The organism is Acetatifactor muris (genome assembly GCF_024623325.1).
Classification (GTDB): Bacteria; Bacillota; Clostridia; order Lachnospirales; family Lachnospiraceae; genus Acetatifactor; species Acetatifactor muris.
The window spans coordinates 281,840-296,596 of the sequence record NZ_JANJZD010000001.1 but is presented as its reverse complement, the minus strand read 5'-3'; the positions used below and the strand labels follow the sequence as shown (position 1 = coordinate 296,596).

The 14,757-nt window shown below is 50.1% G+C and carries 11 protein-coding genes; all 11 read right to left on the bottom strand.

The features are described 5' to 3' along the window. Nucleotides 1-2 precede the first annotated feature (2 nt). Nucleotides 3-1,220: a D-alanyl-D-alanine carboxypeptidase family protein gene (locus NSB25_RS01385; protein WP_103240462.1), complete on the bottom strand. Its 1,218-nt coding sequence runs from the start codon at nt 1,218-1,220 to the stop codon at nt 3-5. Nucleotides 1,221-1,260: 40 nt separating this feature from the next. After that, entirely contained in the window at nt 1,261-1,923 is a 663-nt protein-coding gene (locus NSB25_RS01380; protein ID WP_103240461.1) for a YkgJ family cysteine cluster protein, read from the bottom strand. Nucleotides 1,924-2,124: 201 nt separating this feature from the next. Further along, entirely contained in the window at nt 2,125-3,171 is a 1,047-nt protein-coding gene (locus tag NSB25_RS01375) for an electron transfer flavoprotein subunit alpha/FixB family protein (RefSeq protein WP_103240460.1), read from the bottom strand. 143 nt (nt 3,172-3,314) lie between these two features. Next, a complete protein-coding gene (locus NSB25_RS01370; RefSeq protein WP_103240459.1) occupies nt 3,315-4,097 on the bottom strand; it encodes an electron transfer flavoprotein subunit beta/FixA family protein in 783 nt (260 codons plus the stop codon). 104 nt (nt 4,098-4,201) lie between these two features. After that, nucleotides 4,202-5,353: an acyl-CoA dehydrogenase gene (locus NSB25_RS01365; protein ID WP_103240458.1), complete on the bottom strand. Its 1,152-nt coding sequence runs from the start codon at nt 5,351-5,353 to the stop codon at nt 4,202-4,204. Nucleotides 5,354-5,583: 230 nt separating this feature from the next. Next, the gene (locus NSB25_RS01360) at nt 5,584-6,426 is read right to left on the bottom strand and encodes a 3-hydroxyacyl-CoA dehydrogenase family protein (protein WP_103240457.1); all 843 of its coding nucleotides are present in this window, start codon (nt 6,424-6,426) and stop codon (nt 5,584-5,586) included. 3 nt (nt 6,427-6,429) lie between these two features. Beyond that, on the bottom strand, nt 6,430-6,618 hold the full coding sequence (locus NSB25_RS01355; protein ID WP_103240456.1) for a hypothetical protein: 189 nt from the start codon (nt 6,616-6,618) through the stop codon (nt 6,430-6,432). Between the two features lie 11 nt (nt 6,619-6,629). Beyond that, nucleotides 6,630-7,415 (bottom strand): enoyl-CoA hydratase-related protein, encoded by a 786-nt coding sequence (locus NSB25_RS01350; RefSeq protein WP_103240530.1) that lies wholly within the window; start codon nt 7,413-7,415, stop codon nt 6,630-6,632. A 308-nt stretch (nt 7,416-7,723) separates the two neighbouring features. Then, entirely contained in the window at nt 7,724-8,908 is a 1,185-nt protein-coding gene (locus tag NSB25_RS01345) for an acetyl-CoA C-acetyltransferase (RefSeq protein ID WP_103240455.1), read from the bottom strand. 127 nt (nt 8,909-9,035) lie between these two features. Next, nucleotides 9,036-12,179, bottom strand: coding sequence for a hybrid sensor histidine kinase/response regulator (locus NSB25_RS01340; protein ID WP_103240454.1), 3,144 nt, complete (start codon nt 12,177-12,179; stop codon nt 9,036-9,038). Between the two features lie 69 nt (nt 12,180-12,248). After that, nucleotides 12,249-14,741 (bottom strand): glycoside hydrolase family 2 protein, encoded by a 2,493-nt coding sequence (locus tag NSB25_RS01335; RefSeq protein ID WP_242982474.1) that lies wholly within the window; start codon nt 14,739-14,741, stop codon nt 12,249-12,251. Nucleotides 14,742-14,757: the final 16 nt, after the last annotated feature.

The following is a 14,757-nucleotide window of genomic DNA, read 5'->3' as shown; positions in this document are numbered from 1 at the left end:
CCTTACGGCCCCTCCGAACCAGGAGGGGTTTCCGGTGTCCCCGGCTCCGGAGTCATTTCCGGCAGGAATCGCTGATACAGTTCCACCTGATCGTCTATACAGCGCCACTTGCTGTTGGACGCGGCAGTCACGCAGATATATTCTTTCCCGTCACTGCCCACAGCCAGACTGGCCGCACAGCTGCCGGACTGGTCAACATAACCGGTCTTGCCGCACACCACTTCTCCGTGGACATCTTTATCTTCAATTCTGCGCAGAAACCAGTTGGAAATTACCAGTCCCTCCGGGTGCTCCTTTGTCTGTGTGGTAGTATATGTGCGGGCCGACAGAAGCTGTCGGCAGAATTCGTTGTCCGCTGCCGCCTTCAGCATCACCGCCATATCATATGCCGTACTGTAATGATTTTCATCATACAGACCCACGCAATTGGTAAAATGGGAAGTCTCCGCCAGTCCCAGCTCAGCCAGTTTCGCATTCATCAAATCCACAAACGCTTCATGAGACCCTGCCACGTAATTAGCCAGAGCCAGAGAAGCATCTGCACCGGACGGCAGAACCGTTCCATAGAATAAGTCTCTCACCGGAACTACTTCATCTCTCTCAAAACCCGTAACACTGCATTCATTGATAAAGCAATAATCCGTTATCTCTATGGTAATGGGTACCGTCTGTTCCAAATCCTCTTCCGTGAGCCGTTCCGCCGCCACCAGCACAGTGAGAATCTTCGTCATGGAGGCCGGATTCATCCTGGTCCGCGCTGCTCTCTGGGCCAGAACCGCAGCTCCGTCCACATCAACCAGAATGCCGTATTCACTGACAATGCTTTCGTTAAATCCAAAGCTGCCGGAATCATCATTCACTTCCCATAATCCTCCGGATACCGATGAAGGTCCCGCCAGGGGCACATCACTTCCCTCCGGCAGCTGTGCCGCCAGAGCAGCTTCCTCTTTGCTCATAAAATGATTTGTCGATTCCGGTATCTTCGGAATTTCCTCCCGGACAGCCGCCCTTTCGATTCTGCCCCGTGCAGCTTCCGGCCCTGCTGTATCTGTCGTTTTATGGAAGAATAAGCTTCCTGCCGCAGCAGCCGCTATAAGCAGTACGGCGGCGCCGGCTCCCAATCCGCCCCATTTATACAGAAGCTCTCTTCTTCTCTTCGCTTTTTTCATTTCTTCGATTCGCTTTTTCCAGCGAATCTGACGTTCTTCTTCCGGCGTCATCTATCCCAACTGTTCCCTTCTCTTCTTCCTGTATTCTGATTTATATATCTCTGAAACCTGCCAGCCGCTCTTCAAATTGTCCATAAAAATCGCTCTCCGCCTCATATGGCTTCATAAAAAAAGTCTGCAGCATCCGGATATTCAGCTCCTTTGCCTGTTCCATATCCTCCGCTCTTCCAATCGTTCCTTCCAGACCTTTCACAAGCCCGTGCCATCTGCAGATAAAGGCATGATTTTTCCCCTGTTCAGGCGTGTCAATCCATCTGCTCACCTTTACTTTAGAACGCGACTTTTCCTCACATTCCCCTGTCTGCAGGAAATACTGAAAATCCCCGCTTTTATCATAGACACGCCCCAGAGGAAACAGTCTGCAGACACCCGGTCGGAACTCATGAATGCTGCATCTTCCTTCCTGGCTCAGGAATACACATCGCTCTTCCTGACCAGCCATCTTCAGGCTGGGAAGAATGACTCCTTCGGTCACATTCAGCTCCACCAGCTCTTCTGCGAGCATCTGCGGGATTCCTTTGCCCAGTCCTTTCTGCAGGCGATACACGTCATAGGGGTCCAGCGTAACAGAATTCCCCATTCCGGTACAGCATTTACTACAGCCCCTGCAGCCGCGGCTGTCTGCCTTCACCATATCGTTTATCTTATACAGACGACCATCGGATATTTCCTCGAGGCTGACATTTCGTTTCATAACTCTCTCCGATTGACTTCTACAGTCATTTCATTCACATTGACAACATATTTATTCTACATGATGCCCGTTTAAATGGCAACAAACACTAATATACGATTTTTTGAAAAAAGCTCCCACAAGTCTCACAAAATACATTGTTTCGACCTATGGGAGCTTCCTGAAATACATTTGTAAAATTTTTGTAACAACTGCTCAGTGTCAGTTCTTGTGAGCCATCTCCGCGCGAAGCTTCTCGGTCAAAGCAGGTACAATCTTATTCAGATCACCCACCAGTCCAAAATCAGCTACTTCAAAAATAGGAGCGGTTTCATCCTTATTGATGGCAATGATAATATCGGATTCCTCCATACCTGCCAGATGCTGAATGGCACCTGAAATACCAATGGCAAAATAGACATTGGGACGTACAGTCTTTCCTGTCTGTCCTACCTGCAAATCCTTCGGCTTCCAGCCCGCGTCCACAACGGCACGGGAGCAGCTCACGGTACCGCCCAGAACTTCTGCCAGATCCTCCAGCATCTTGAAGTTCTCAGGACCGCCCATTCCACGTCCGCCGGATACCAGAATCTTCGCATCCATGATATCCACGGTCTCGGATACAGCCTTTACAACCTCCAGAATCTCCACATAGTTGTTATTGGGCGTGAATCCGGGATTGAATTCTTCCACATTGGCCTTAACGCCTGCCTGTTTCTCTCTCTTCTGCATAACGCCGGGGCGAACTGTGGCCATCTGAGGACGGAAATCCGGACATGCAATGGTGGCGATGGTGTTGCCGCCGAACGCAGGACGGGTCATCAGCAGCTGATTGTGCTTCTGCTCCTTGCCGGGGATAGGATTTAACGGGAAATCTCCGATGTCAAGCTGTGTACAGTCCGCTGTCAGACCTGTGTGAATCCTGGCGGATACACGGGGGCCCAGATCACGGCCGATAGCTGTGGCGCCTACCAGGAAGATTTCCGGTTTATACTTGTTAATCACAGATGCCAGCGCATGTGCATAAGGCTCGGTTCTGTACTCCTTCAGCTCGGGATCATCCACAACGATAACTCTGTCGGCGCCGTATTCTGCCAGCTCATCTGCCAGATCCTTCACGCCGCTTCCCACCAATACAGCAGTTACCTCGGTTCCAAGATCTGCAGCCAGATCCTTGCCCTTGCCGATCAGTTCAAAAGCAATACTGTTGACGATATTGTCTACCTGCTGTGCGAAGACATATACGCCTTTATATTCTTCTAAATTCATTGTTTTTCCTCCTAATTCCAGTTCCGTCTCTCTACATTCATGCCTCTAAGGGGAGTAATTTTCAGCTGCAAAGAAAGCATCTGAAAATTCTCCCGGCATGACTGTCTTCGAGACTGTTTTTATTCCGCTGCAACCAATTATTTTTAAATCACATGCTTCACTTTCAGTTTGTCAACAATATAGTCAACGGCTTCAGCCGGGTCAAGGGTAACTTTCTCACCGGCGCCCTTGCGGACTTTGTCGGAAGCCTTTGCAATCTGTGTGGGTGAGCCTTTCAGACCCAGGTTGGAATCTTCCACATCCTTCAGATCAGCTCTGCCCCATACGGTAATCTCTGCCTTGCAGGCATCAAAGATTCCGCCGGGTGTCATATATCTGGGCTCATTCAGCTCAGCCAGAGCGGTAATCAGGCAGGGCATTTTAGCTTTCAGCACATGATATCTGTCATCGTACTGACGCTCCACGATAACGCTGTCACCTTCAATCTTCAGATTCTGAGCATAGGAGATAACCGGAATATTCAGATGCTCGGAAATCTGCGGTCCCACCTGTGCGGTGTCGCCGTCGATGGCCTGACGTCCGGTAATAATCAAATCATATTCCATATTGCGCAGTGCGCCGGCCAGGGTCTGGGAAGTCGCCCAGGTATCTGCTCCGCCCAGCACTCTGTCGGTCACCAGCACGCCCTTGTCAGCGCCCATGGCCATTGCCTCGCGCAGAACATCTTCTGCTTTGGGAAGTCCCATGGTCAGAACGGTAACTTCCGCACCATATTGATCCTTTAATCTCAGCGCTGCCTCCAGACCTGCCTTATCGTCAGGGTTCATAATCGTCATCATGGCAGCTCTGTCCAGAGTACCGTCGGGATTGAACTTTACGCCGCCCTTGGTATCGGGAACCTGCTTAATACAAACAACAACTTTCATTGTATTTTCACTCCTTTATTCTATTTTCATGTGGATAAACTGTCTCTCGCAATCTACACCGCTTCCGGAAAATACAGATATGCGACGCAGAATCCGCGAGCTTCCTACTTCAAAAGGGCAGCACTGATAACCATGCGCTGAACCTCACTGGTTCCCTCGTAAATCTCGGTAATCTTGGCATCACGCATCATGCGCTCCACATCATACTCTCTTGTATAGCCATATCCGCCGTGAAGCTGAACAGCCTTCGTGGTCACTTCCATTGCTACTTCCGCGGCATAAAGTTTCGCCTGTGCCGCCTCGAAACCGTATTCCTTCTGTGTGGCCTTTGCCATTGCCGCCTTGTACACCAGAAGCTGAGCAGCCTCTACCTTGGTAGCCATGTCAGCCAACTGGAACTGGGTGTTCTGCAGAGCCGCAATCGGCTTGCCGAACTGCTTTCTCTCTTTGGTGTAGGCAATGGTTCTCTCCAGAGCGCCCTCTGCAATTCCCAGAGCCTGCGCGGCAATCCCGATACGTCCGCCGTCCAGAGTATGCATGGCAATCTTGAAGCCCTGTCCCAGCTTGCCAAGCATGTTCTCCTTCGGAACACGGCAGTCTGTGAAGATCAGTTCATATGTAGAAGAACCGCGGATACCCATCTTCTTCTCCTTCGTGCCGAAGCTGAATCCGGGAGTTCCCTTCTCCACGATGAAGGAGGTAATCTCTTTAATCTTTCTGCCTCTCTTCTCGATAGTGCCGGTCACTGCGAAGATTACATATACATCTGCTTCCTTACCATTGGTAATAAAAATCTTGGAGCCGTTAATAATATAGTCGTCTCCATCCGCAACCGCTTTGGTCTGCTGTCCCTGTGCGTCTGTGCCGGCGCCGGGCTCGGTCAGGCCGAATGCTCCCAGCTTCTCACCTTTTGCAAGGGGCACCAGGTACTTTGCCTTCTGCTCTTCCGTACCGAAGGTCATGATGGGGTCACAGCAAAGTGATGTATGTGCGGAAACAATAACGCCTGTGGTACCGCACACTTTTGAAAGCTCCTCCACACACATAACATAGGTCAGAGGGTCACAGCCCTGTCCGCCGTACTCCTTGGGAACAGGAATACCCAGAAAACCGTTTTTTGCCATCTTATCAACGGTTCCTCTGGGGAATTCTTCGGTTTCATCTACCTCCTGAGCAAGAGGCTTTACTTCTTTTTCGGCAAACTCTCTGAAAAGAGTGCGTGCCATTTCATGCTCTTTTCGCAACATAAAATCCATGATTACCATTCCTCCATTATTTATTTTAACTTCCTTTGTCATAACCGCCGCAGCCGTTCAGACAGAATATCGAACTGCAGTCAGCTGTGTCAACCGGCAGGGAAGTCCGGCTACTGCTCACAGAATGAACAGAAGTCACCTCCTCTGCGCGCAAAACCACTGCACCGGAACCGGCGCAGTGATTGTATTGCCTGTTCAAAGTTACCCTGCTTCCCTTCCGAAGCAGGACCTTACTTTTTGCTGTAGTCGTAGAAGCCCACACCGGTCTTCTTGCCCAGCTTGCCTGCGCGAACCATCTTGCGGAGCAGCGGATGAGGACGATATTTGGAATCTCCCGTCTCATTCTGCAGTACTTCCATGATGGCAAGCACAATGTCAAGACCTACCAGGTCGCCAAGCGCCAGAGGTCCCATGGGGTGAGAGGCACCCAGCTTCATAGCTGTATCAATATCTTCCACGCTGGCAATGCCTTCCGCATAAATGCCGATGGCCTCATTGATCATGGGAATCAGAATTCTGTTAACCACAAATCCGGGCGCTTCCTTTACCTCTACGGGAGTCTTGCCGATTTCCACCGAGATAGCCTTGATCTTCTCTACCAGCTCGTCGGGAGTGTTGGCCCCTGCAATCACTTCCACCAGCTTCATTCTGTCTGCCGGGTTGAAGAAGTGCATACCGATCATGGGTCTGTCCAGTCCGGCTCCGATCTCCGTGATGGAAAGGGATGAGGTATTGGTTGCAAAAATGCACTCAGGTTTTACAATTTCCTGAAGTTCCTTGAAAGTAGTCTTCTTAATCTGCATGTTCTCAGGTGCAACTTCAATTACCAGATCACAGTCTGTGCAGATATCCTTCAGACCTGTAGCAATTTTCGCAGAAATGGCATCTGCTGCCTCCTGCGTCATTTTCTCTTTCCCTACCAGAAAGTTCAGATTCTTCAGAATTCTGGCCTTGCCTCCATCAGCGAACTCCTGTTTGATGTCGCAAAGGCATACTTCATATCCTTCCGTCATGGCAAATGCCTGAGCGATTCCTGCACCCATGGTGCCCGCCCCGATAATACCTACTTTCATTAATCAGTCCTCCTTATTTGAATTCTTTTTCTTTGTGCTCTCCATGAGAAACGCCAATCCGCCTACAATAATGGCACCGCCGCCTATCTTTATCGTAATATCTCCATTGTCCATTCCCATATAAAGCAGAACAGCGCCTGCCGCAATGAACAGAATACCTGCTGTCAAACAGATTATTCTTTTCTTATCCATAGTCATCCTCCTCAGCAGTTCCTGAACGGCTCCTTCACCTTCTCCTTGTTCTTGTCAAGGAAGAAGGCCATACCATACTTCTGATCTTCGGTCTCAAAGCAGTCACCGAACAGCTTCTCCTCGATTACAAGCGCCTGGTCCATATCCACATCCAGTCCCTCATTGATGGCTTTCTTGCAGTTGCGGACAGCTATGGGCGCATTTTTTGCGATTCCTGCAGCCATCTTCTCTGCGGCGGGAAGCAGCTCCTCCTGAGGATAAACAGCATTGACCAGGCCAATTCTGTATGCCTCGTCCGCCTTGATATTGCGTGCGGTATAAATCATCTGCTTTGCCATTCCGGCTCCCACCAGACGAGCCAGTCTCTGGGTTCCGCCGAAGCCAGGGGTAATCCCCAGTCCAACCTCCGGCTGACCGAATACTGCATTGTCGGAACAGATTCTGATATCACAGCTCATGGAAAGCTCACAGCCTCCGCCCAATGCAAATCCGTTAACCGCTGCAATAACAGGAATCGGCAGTGTCTCCAGCTTACGGAATACATCATTGCCCTTCTTCCCGAAGGCTTCTCCCTCCGCCTTTGTCAGAGTACTCATCTCGCCGATATCCGCACCTGCCACAAAAGATTTCTGGCCTGCACCGGTGAGAATCAGACAGCGCACTGTATTGATATCCACCGCGTCAATGGTCTTGTCAAGCTCTTCCAGTACGGTAGAATTCAGCGCATTCAGAGCCTTTTCACGATTGATGGTGATAATGGCGTACTCACCTTTTTGTTCGTATAATATAAATTCCATGGTTTGTTCTCCTATTTGAGTTCCGCAGTTTTCCTCCATTCCCCCTCCCATGAAAGGATTTCCAGCCGCATCTGCGTCTGTAAATCCTTTCGGGCACTGTTCGTAAAACTGCTGTTTTGAGTTCCGCAGTTTTCCTCCATTCCCCTTCCATGAAAGGATTTCCAGCCGCATCCGCGTCTGTAAATCCTTTCGGGTACTGTTCGTAAAACTGCTGTTTTGAGTTCCGCACTCCTATAATATTTTTCCTCAGCAAAGGAAGAATGTCTCAAGGCAGAGTCATTCTTCCTGCTGAAAATCATGCGTTTATTTTAGTCTTCAATCTTCACAATGGTAGAGCAGCCCATGCCGCCGCCGATGCACAGCGTTGCAAGTCCGGTCTTCGCACCCTTCGCCTGCATCTCATGAAGCAGTGTCACCAGAATACGGCATCCGGAAGCACCTACAGGATGACCCAATGCAATGGCTCCGCCGTTGGGGTTCAGCTGCTTATCCACATCAATGCCCAGATCTTTGCCCACTGCCACTGACTGAGCAGCAAACGCCTCGTTCGCTTCGATGATATCAAAGTCTTCAATCTTCATTCCGGTCTTCGCCAGAACCTTCTTCGTGGCTGCCACGGGGCCGATACCCATCACTTCAGGACGAACGCCTGCAAGGGCGCCTGCCACAAAGGTAGCCATAGGCTTCACACCCAGTTCCTTCGCCTTCTCCTCGCTCATGACCACAATGGCTGCAGCACCGTCATTGATTCCGGATGCGTTGCCTGCAGTCACAAAACCGTCGGGATTGATGGGACGAAGCTTCGCAAGTCCCTCGATGGTGGACCCTGCTCTGGGGCCTTCGTCAACCTTAAATTCAACAACTTCCTTTTTCTTCTTCACCATAACAGGTACGATTTCCGCATCAAATGCACCGGATTTCTGTGCCGCTTCAGCCTTCTGCTGGCTCTTTAATGCGAACTGATCAAGCTCTTCCCTGGTCAGGCCCCACTCACGGCAGATGTTGTCCGCGGTGGTAATCATATGATAATCATTGAAAGCGTCCCAGAGTGCATCCTTAATCATGGTATCCACCAGAGTACCGTTATTCATTCTGTACCCGTAGCGGGCCTGTGGAATTGCATAAGGCGCCATGGACATATTCTCCATACCGCCGGCCACTACAATATCCGCATCTCCGGCCATAATCATCTGTGCAGCCTGGTTGACACAGTTCAGACCGGAACCGCACACCACATTCATGGTCACTGCAGGCACTTCGATGGGCAGTCCTGCTTTGATGGATGCCTGACGCGCTACGTTCTGGCCCTGTCCTGCCTGGATGACACATCCCATGTACACCTGATCTACATCTTCAGGCTTTACTCCCGCCCTGCTCAGGGCTTCCTTGATAACAATTGCACCCAGCTCAACTACGGGGGTCGTGCTCAGTGTGCCGCCCATGGTACCGATTGCGGTACGGCATGCACCGGCTAAAACTACTTTCTTTGCCATTTTTTTCTCCTCCAAAAATAATTTGTATTGATTGTTATTTTTTTGTCATTTTGGCTGCTTCCAGTTTAGCATAGTCCCTGTCTATTTGCAATCACTTTCCCATTAAATTTTGATAAAGAGTAACGGTTCAGCCCAGAATTTCATCCAGCGTACTGATCAGGTTATCCACATCGATGGGTTTCGCTATATGTCCGTTCATTCCGCTTGCCAGCGCTTCCTTTCTGTCCTCTTCAAAAGCATTGGCAGTCATGGCAATAATCGGTATCGATGCCAGTTTCCGGTTCTCCAGTTTCCGAATGGCCTTTGCCGCCTCATAACCGTTCATCACAGGCATCTGTACATCCATAAGTACCAGCTGATAATAGCCCGGCTGAGATTTCCTCAGCATCTCCACTGCTATCCTGCCGTTCTCCGCAACCTCTGTGGTAAAGCCTGCATCTCCCAGAATTGCCACTGCAATCTCCTGATTCAGCTCCACATCCTCCGCCAGCAGAATGCGTCCTGTATGATGCCTTACCAGTTCCTCCTGCTCTTTTTCCTCCTCTTCTTCCTCCGCATTGATAACGGACCGCAGACAGCTTCTCAGTTCTGACAGGAACAGCGGCTTGCTGCAAAAAGCCGTCACTCCCGCTTCCTTTGCCTCATCCTCAATGTCCGACCAGTCATATGCGGTCAGCACAATCACAGGAACTTCCTCTCCCATTTCCTTCCGGATTCTTCTTGTCACTTCAATGCCGTTCATATCAGGCAGCAGCCAGTCGATAATATACACGGAATAGCTGTCTCCCCGCATCAGCGCCTGATGTGTACGCAGCACTGCTTCCTTTCCGGACAATGTCCACTCAGCCCGCATTCCAATCTGCTGCAGCATATAGGATACACTGTCACAGGTGTTAAAATCGTCATCCACCACCAGCGCCCTGCAGTTCTTCAGTTCAGCTATATCATACGGCTCTTTCACCCCGGTATCCAGCCGGAAGGTAAAGCAGGCTCTGAATTCTGTCCCCACTCCCTGCTCGCTCTTCACTTCAATAGTACCGTTCATCATGTCCACTATATTCTTCGTGATGGCCATTCCCAGCCCGGTTCCCTGAATGCCGCTGATGGTAGTATTCTCCTCACGCTCAAAAGGCTCGAAAATATGCGCCACAAATTCCTCGCTCATGCCGATTCCGGTATCCCTGATGCAGAACTCATAAATGGCATGCCCGGCAGGTGCACCGGCCTTTTCCGTAACGCGCATACTGACAATCCCGCCTGCGCCGGTATACTTGACCGAATTGCTCAGCAGATTTAACAGCACCTGGTTCAGCCGCAGCTTGTCGCAGTAAATTTCCTCGTCCCAGACATCCACGGTATCCATGTACAGTTCCAGCTGCTTTGCATTGATGTCAGCCTGCAGTATATTCCGCAATCCATGCAGAATATCCGGCAGACTGCAGGGTTTCTCTTCCAGATGTATCTTGCCGCTCTCGATACGGCTCATATCCAGCACGTCATTGATCAGGCTCAGCAGATGATTCCCGGAAGTCATGATTTTCTTCAGATATTCTTCCACCTGCTCCCTGTGATCCACATGGGTAATCGCCAGCGCCGTAAAGCCTACTATCGCATTCATAGGTGTGCGGATATCATGAGACATATTGGAGAGAAATACGCTCTTTGCCTTGCTTGCCTTATTCGCCTGCAGCAATGCATCTTCCAGAAGCCGCTTCTGCTCCATCTCGCTGCGAATCTCATCGTCCACGCTTCGGAATCCCAGAACAATCCCCCGTGTCTCATCATCCCAGGCGCCGGCCCGCACCGCCTTAACCTGAAAATATCTGACACCCTCTGCTCCGTGTACACGATAGTTCACATAATACTGCATTTTTTCTTCCAGTTCCTGTTTGATCTTTCCAGGCAAAGAAGCCTGCCGCAGCATATCCTGATCTTCTTCGTACACGAACTCCTCTATGTACCGCCCCATACTTTCTTCCAGCGATATATTCCCGTCAAACACACTGCCAAATATCTGTCTGCCTTCATCATCCTGAAGCAGCCTGCCGCTGCCCGTCTCCAGATCAAAATAGCATACCAGACTGTAGTCAATGCTCAGCGCTTTCACCAGCTCCATCTGGCGTCTTTCATTCTGCTTTTCCTGCTGCTTCTGAGCCGTACAGTCCAAAAGAAAACGCTGATAAAACAGTTCCCCATTCTCTCTTATCAGCTTGACATTCCCCATAATATGCAGAATATCACCGCTTTTATGCCGGATCCGATACTCCACACTGACGCTGTCTCCCTCTTTCTTCAGATCCTCGATGCTCTCCTGAAGCGCTTCTCTGTCTTCTTCCAGAACAGAAGAGGCAATCATGTCAAAGCCTTCCTCCATCAGATCTTCCGGCGTCCTGTATCCCAGAATCTGAAGCGCGGCTCTGTTGATACTGAGAATTCTGCTTCCATCTATCGTGTGACAGATCACACCGCAGTCAATGGTGGTAAAAAGGGCCTCCAGCGTACGGTTTTTCTGTACAATCTCCTCTTCATAGGCCCTCTCCTGCGTCACATCAATGGCAACGCCTACCGTGCCCATCACGCTTCCGTCAATATCATATAAAGGAGACTTATATGTGGTAAGCGTCCGCATTCCCTCTCCGGTTTTGATGATTTCTTCAGACACAAAGGTCCTTTTCTTGGTCATGACCTCACGTTCTGACTCTATACATGCGGGATCATCCTGCTCCACATCCCAGATATACGCGTGTCCCCGGCCTTCCACCTGCTCTTTGGTCTTATTCACCGTCCTGCAGAAGCTGTCATTTACCTTCTCGTGAATTCCGTTTTTATCTTTATACCAGATCAGATTGGGAATGTTGTTGATGGTAGCTTCAAAAAAATGGCTGGTCTGCCAGTAATCCTTATCCTGTTTATATCGGTCCTGCCACCGGTTAAACCGAAATTTTATCTCTTCCTCTGTCATGGGAGATATCCATATATCTTCTATTTCCGGCAATTCCCCTGTCAGGAGATCCATCTGCATCCTCTCCGCCACCAGAATCAGCCGGGCCTCTTCCGACTTGCCTGAAATCAGGGTTCGAACGGTCTTCACCGCGTCCATTCCCTGCAGATTCGCCACAATAACATCCGCCTCAGATGCCGCATTCTTTTCAGGCACTTCATCTGCCGCAAATGTATATGTAAAATTCTCCGGCCGAGAACTTTCTTTTATGATCTCAAACACTCTGCAGTTTTGACCTGTGAAATAAAAATGAACATGACAGTGGTACATATCCTTTTCCTCCCTTTGTCCTGCACACAATCTCCATTATCTCTATTCTAGCAAGGGAAGGAAGCTGTGTCAATACGGTGAAATTTCTCCGGCCTCCACCACACACCGCCCGCTGTGCAGTCCGTCTCCGTCTGCCCATACGGAAATTCTGCCCGGTTCTCCGGTCAGCCTGATAATCACGCTGGCACAGCCATGGTACAGGTGAATTCTGTCTTCCTTCCGGGATTCTCCCCCCGTCACATCTCCATTATCCACCGCCAGAATTTCCGCAGGCCCTTCCACTCTGAAACGGACTCTGCCACTTTCCCTGAAATACAGATTCCCCGCCGCATCCATGGCACGTACCGTAAGCAGCTGCTGATACCCCCGCAGAGACTGATCTTCGATTTTGACAGATTCCCGTACAAACTTAAGGTCTGTGGCCGGTCCCGGTGTCACAACAACATGTGTACAGACTGCTGTTCCTCCGATATACCCTGTAACCTCCACCTTCCCCGGCTGCCAGGGAAGAAATCCCGTAATGACTCCATTCCCGGAATCTGTCGGAGACGGCACATAAAATCTCTTACCATTCAGTCTTAGCTCCACTTCTTCACAGTTTGTGACAATCCTGTAGGGAATCAAAGTTCTGTTAAACTGCGGAAACTGCCAGTGTTCTGCATAAATCGGCGTATCCCAGTGCTCTTTACAGCCCTCATCCTCCAGCGAATAATCCATGACCGCAAAACGTACCACCGGTTTCGACGTCCAGTAGTTCTGATAAAAATAATACATGGGTCTCACCTCATTATTGGTGCGTATCATGGCGCCGCTCCAGCCTTTTGCAGGATATCCCATGGATTCGCCCAGGTAATCATATCCTGTCCAGATCATTCCTCCGATACAGTAATCCCTCTCCATGACATCCATCGCCGGAATGCGATCCGTAAAATTCTGCATCTGTTCACAATGACCGCGGAAATACTGATAACATTCCGTTCCCAGAATCAGCTTGTCCGGCATTTTTTCATGAATCAGATCATACCACTGTTCCTGATAATTGCAGGAAAGAATATCCACAATTTCTCCTATCCTGCTTATCCTCTCCACTCTCTCCAGCGGGTCGTAAATCTCCGTATCGCTCTCTTCATCCACGAATTTCTGGATATCTGTAATTTTAGACAGATCAACCTGACTTTCTCTCTTAAAATGCGGGTTCATGGCATAAGTCACAGGCCGTGTCCCGTCCAGACACCGCACCTGGTCACAGAGCATCCGCAGAAGGGAAAGCATGGTCTCCTGCCCCTGGTTTTCCACCTCGTTGCCCACACCCCAGATAATCACAGACGGCCTGTTCCTGTCACGTTTCACCATGGCCTCCACATCCTGCTTCCAGTTCTGATCAAAATACCGTCCGTAAAGTCCTCCCTTCCACTTGTCAAAGCACTCTTCATACACATAGAAACCCATTTCGTCACATAAATCCATAAATTCTTCCGAAAAAGTGTGATGAGCCGGCCGGATGGCATTGCAGCCCATTTCTTTCAGCAGAGCCAGCCGCTCTCTCCATATTTCCGGTCTGACAGCAGTACCCAGACCGCCGCACTCCTGATGGATGCAGACTCCCTTCAGCTTTACCGCTGCCCCGTTTACAAACATGCCTCTGCCCGGAATCATCTCGATTTCCCGCAAGCCGATTCTTCTGCAGATCCGATCCAATACCCGGCCGTCCTCCACTAGTTCCAGCGTGAGACCATATAAGTCAGGATGCTCCGCCGACCATCTGCAGGGTTCCTCCACTACAAAGGTCAGCCTGCCCTCCCCATTCTCTGTCCTGAGAACGCTGTCCTTTGCCGCTCTGTCCATCCCGGCTTCCGTTCCGCAGTCCGATCCTGTTCCATGATATTGAAGCGTTCCCCGCACACAGGCCCGCAATCCGGCATCTACCTTCACAATGGCTTTCCCGTTGTCAAATTCCGTATGAACTGTCACATCCCACGGATCCAAATGATTTCTTTTTGTCTCCACAAGCCTTACACTGCGGTAAATGCCGCAGCCGCTGTACCATCTGTCCGCAGGGAAAATCGTATTGTCCACTTTGACAATCAGATCATTTTCTCCCGTTTCCAGATACTCCGATATCTCCAGTCGAAAAGTGCTGTAACCATATCTGTGGCTCCCTGTCAGCCTTCCGTTTATCCATATGGTACAGTTCTCATATACACCTCCGAACACCAGCATATAGCAACTGTCTACCTTTTTCTCCTGCAGATAAATGTTCTTGCGATACCAGCCGATTCCCCATCTGTCCTGAAATCCCTGAGACCTGCCACCCTCCATATCTCTGTTGAAAGGCATGTCCACCGCCCAGTCATGAGGCAGGTCAACCTTCTGAAATACAAGACCTTCCGGGATGTCCGGCTTCTCCTCCGCTTCCGTCATCCCCACATCTGCCCTCGTCGGCGCTTTCTTCACCAGAGCAAATTCCCAGTCCGTCATCAGCATCTGTTCCGTTCTCTCTTTTCCTTCCATTTTACTGTCTCCTTTTCCTTCCGCTATCCGGCCTGTTTCTGACTTCTTCATTCTACCCTCATTCCCA

Coding starts and splice junctions, on each gene's coding strand:
- NSB25_RS01370 (WP_103240459.1), bottom strand. CDS start 4,097: ATGAAAGTTGTTGTTTGTATTAAGCAGGTTCCCGATACCAAGGGCGGC.
- NSB25_RS01340 (WP_103240454.1), bottom strand. CDS start 12,179: ATGTACCACTGTCATGTTCATTTTTATTTCACAGGTCAAAACTGCAGA.
- NSB25_RS01365 (WP_103240458.1), bottom strand. CDS start 5,353: ATGGATTTTATGTTGCGAAAAGAGCATGAAATGGCACGCACTCTTTTC.
- NSB25_RS01335 (WP_242982474.1), bottom strand. CDS start 14,741: ATGAAGAAGTCAGAAACAGGCCGGATAGCGGAAGGAAAAGGAGACAGT.
- NSB25_RS01385 (WP_103240462.1), bottom strand. CDS start 1,220: ATGACGCCGGAAGAAGAACGTCAGATTCGCTGGAAAAAGCGAATCGAA.
- NSB25_RS01360 (WP_103240457.1), bottom strand. CDS start 6,426: ATGAAAGTAGGTATTATCGGGGCGGGCACCATGGGTGCAGGAATCGCT.
- NSB25_RS01380 (WP_103240461.1), bottom strand. CDS start 1,923: ATGAAACGAAATGTCAGCCTCGAGGAAATATCCGATGGTCGTCTGTAT.
- NSB25_RS01375 (WP_103240460.1), bottom strand. CDS start 3,171: ATGAATTTAGAAGAATATAAAGGCGTATATGTCTTCGCACAGCAGGTA.
- NSB25_RS01355 (WP_103240456.1), bottom strand. CDS start 6,618: ATGGATAAGAAAAGAATAATCTGTTTGACAGCAGGTATTCTGTTCATT.
- NSB25_RS01345 (WP_103240455.1), bottom strand. CDS start 8,908: ATGGCAAAGAAAGTAGTTTTAGCCGGTGCATGCCGTACCGCAATCGGT.
- NSB25_RS01350 (WP_103240530.1), bottom strand. CDS start 7,415: ATGGAATTTATATTATACGAACAAAAAGGTGAGTACGCCATTATCACC.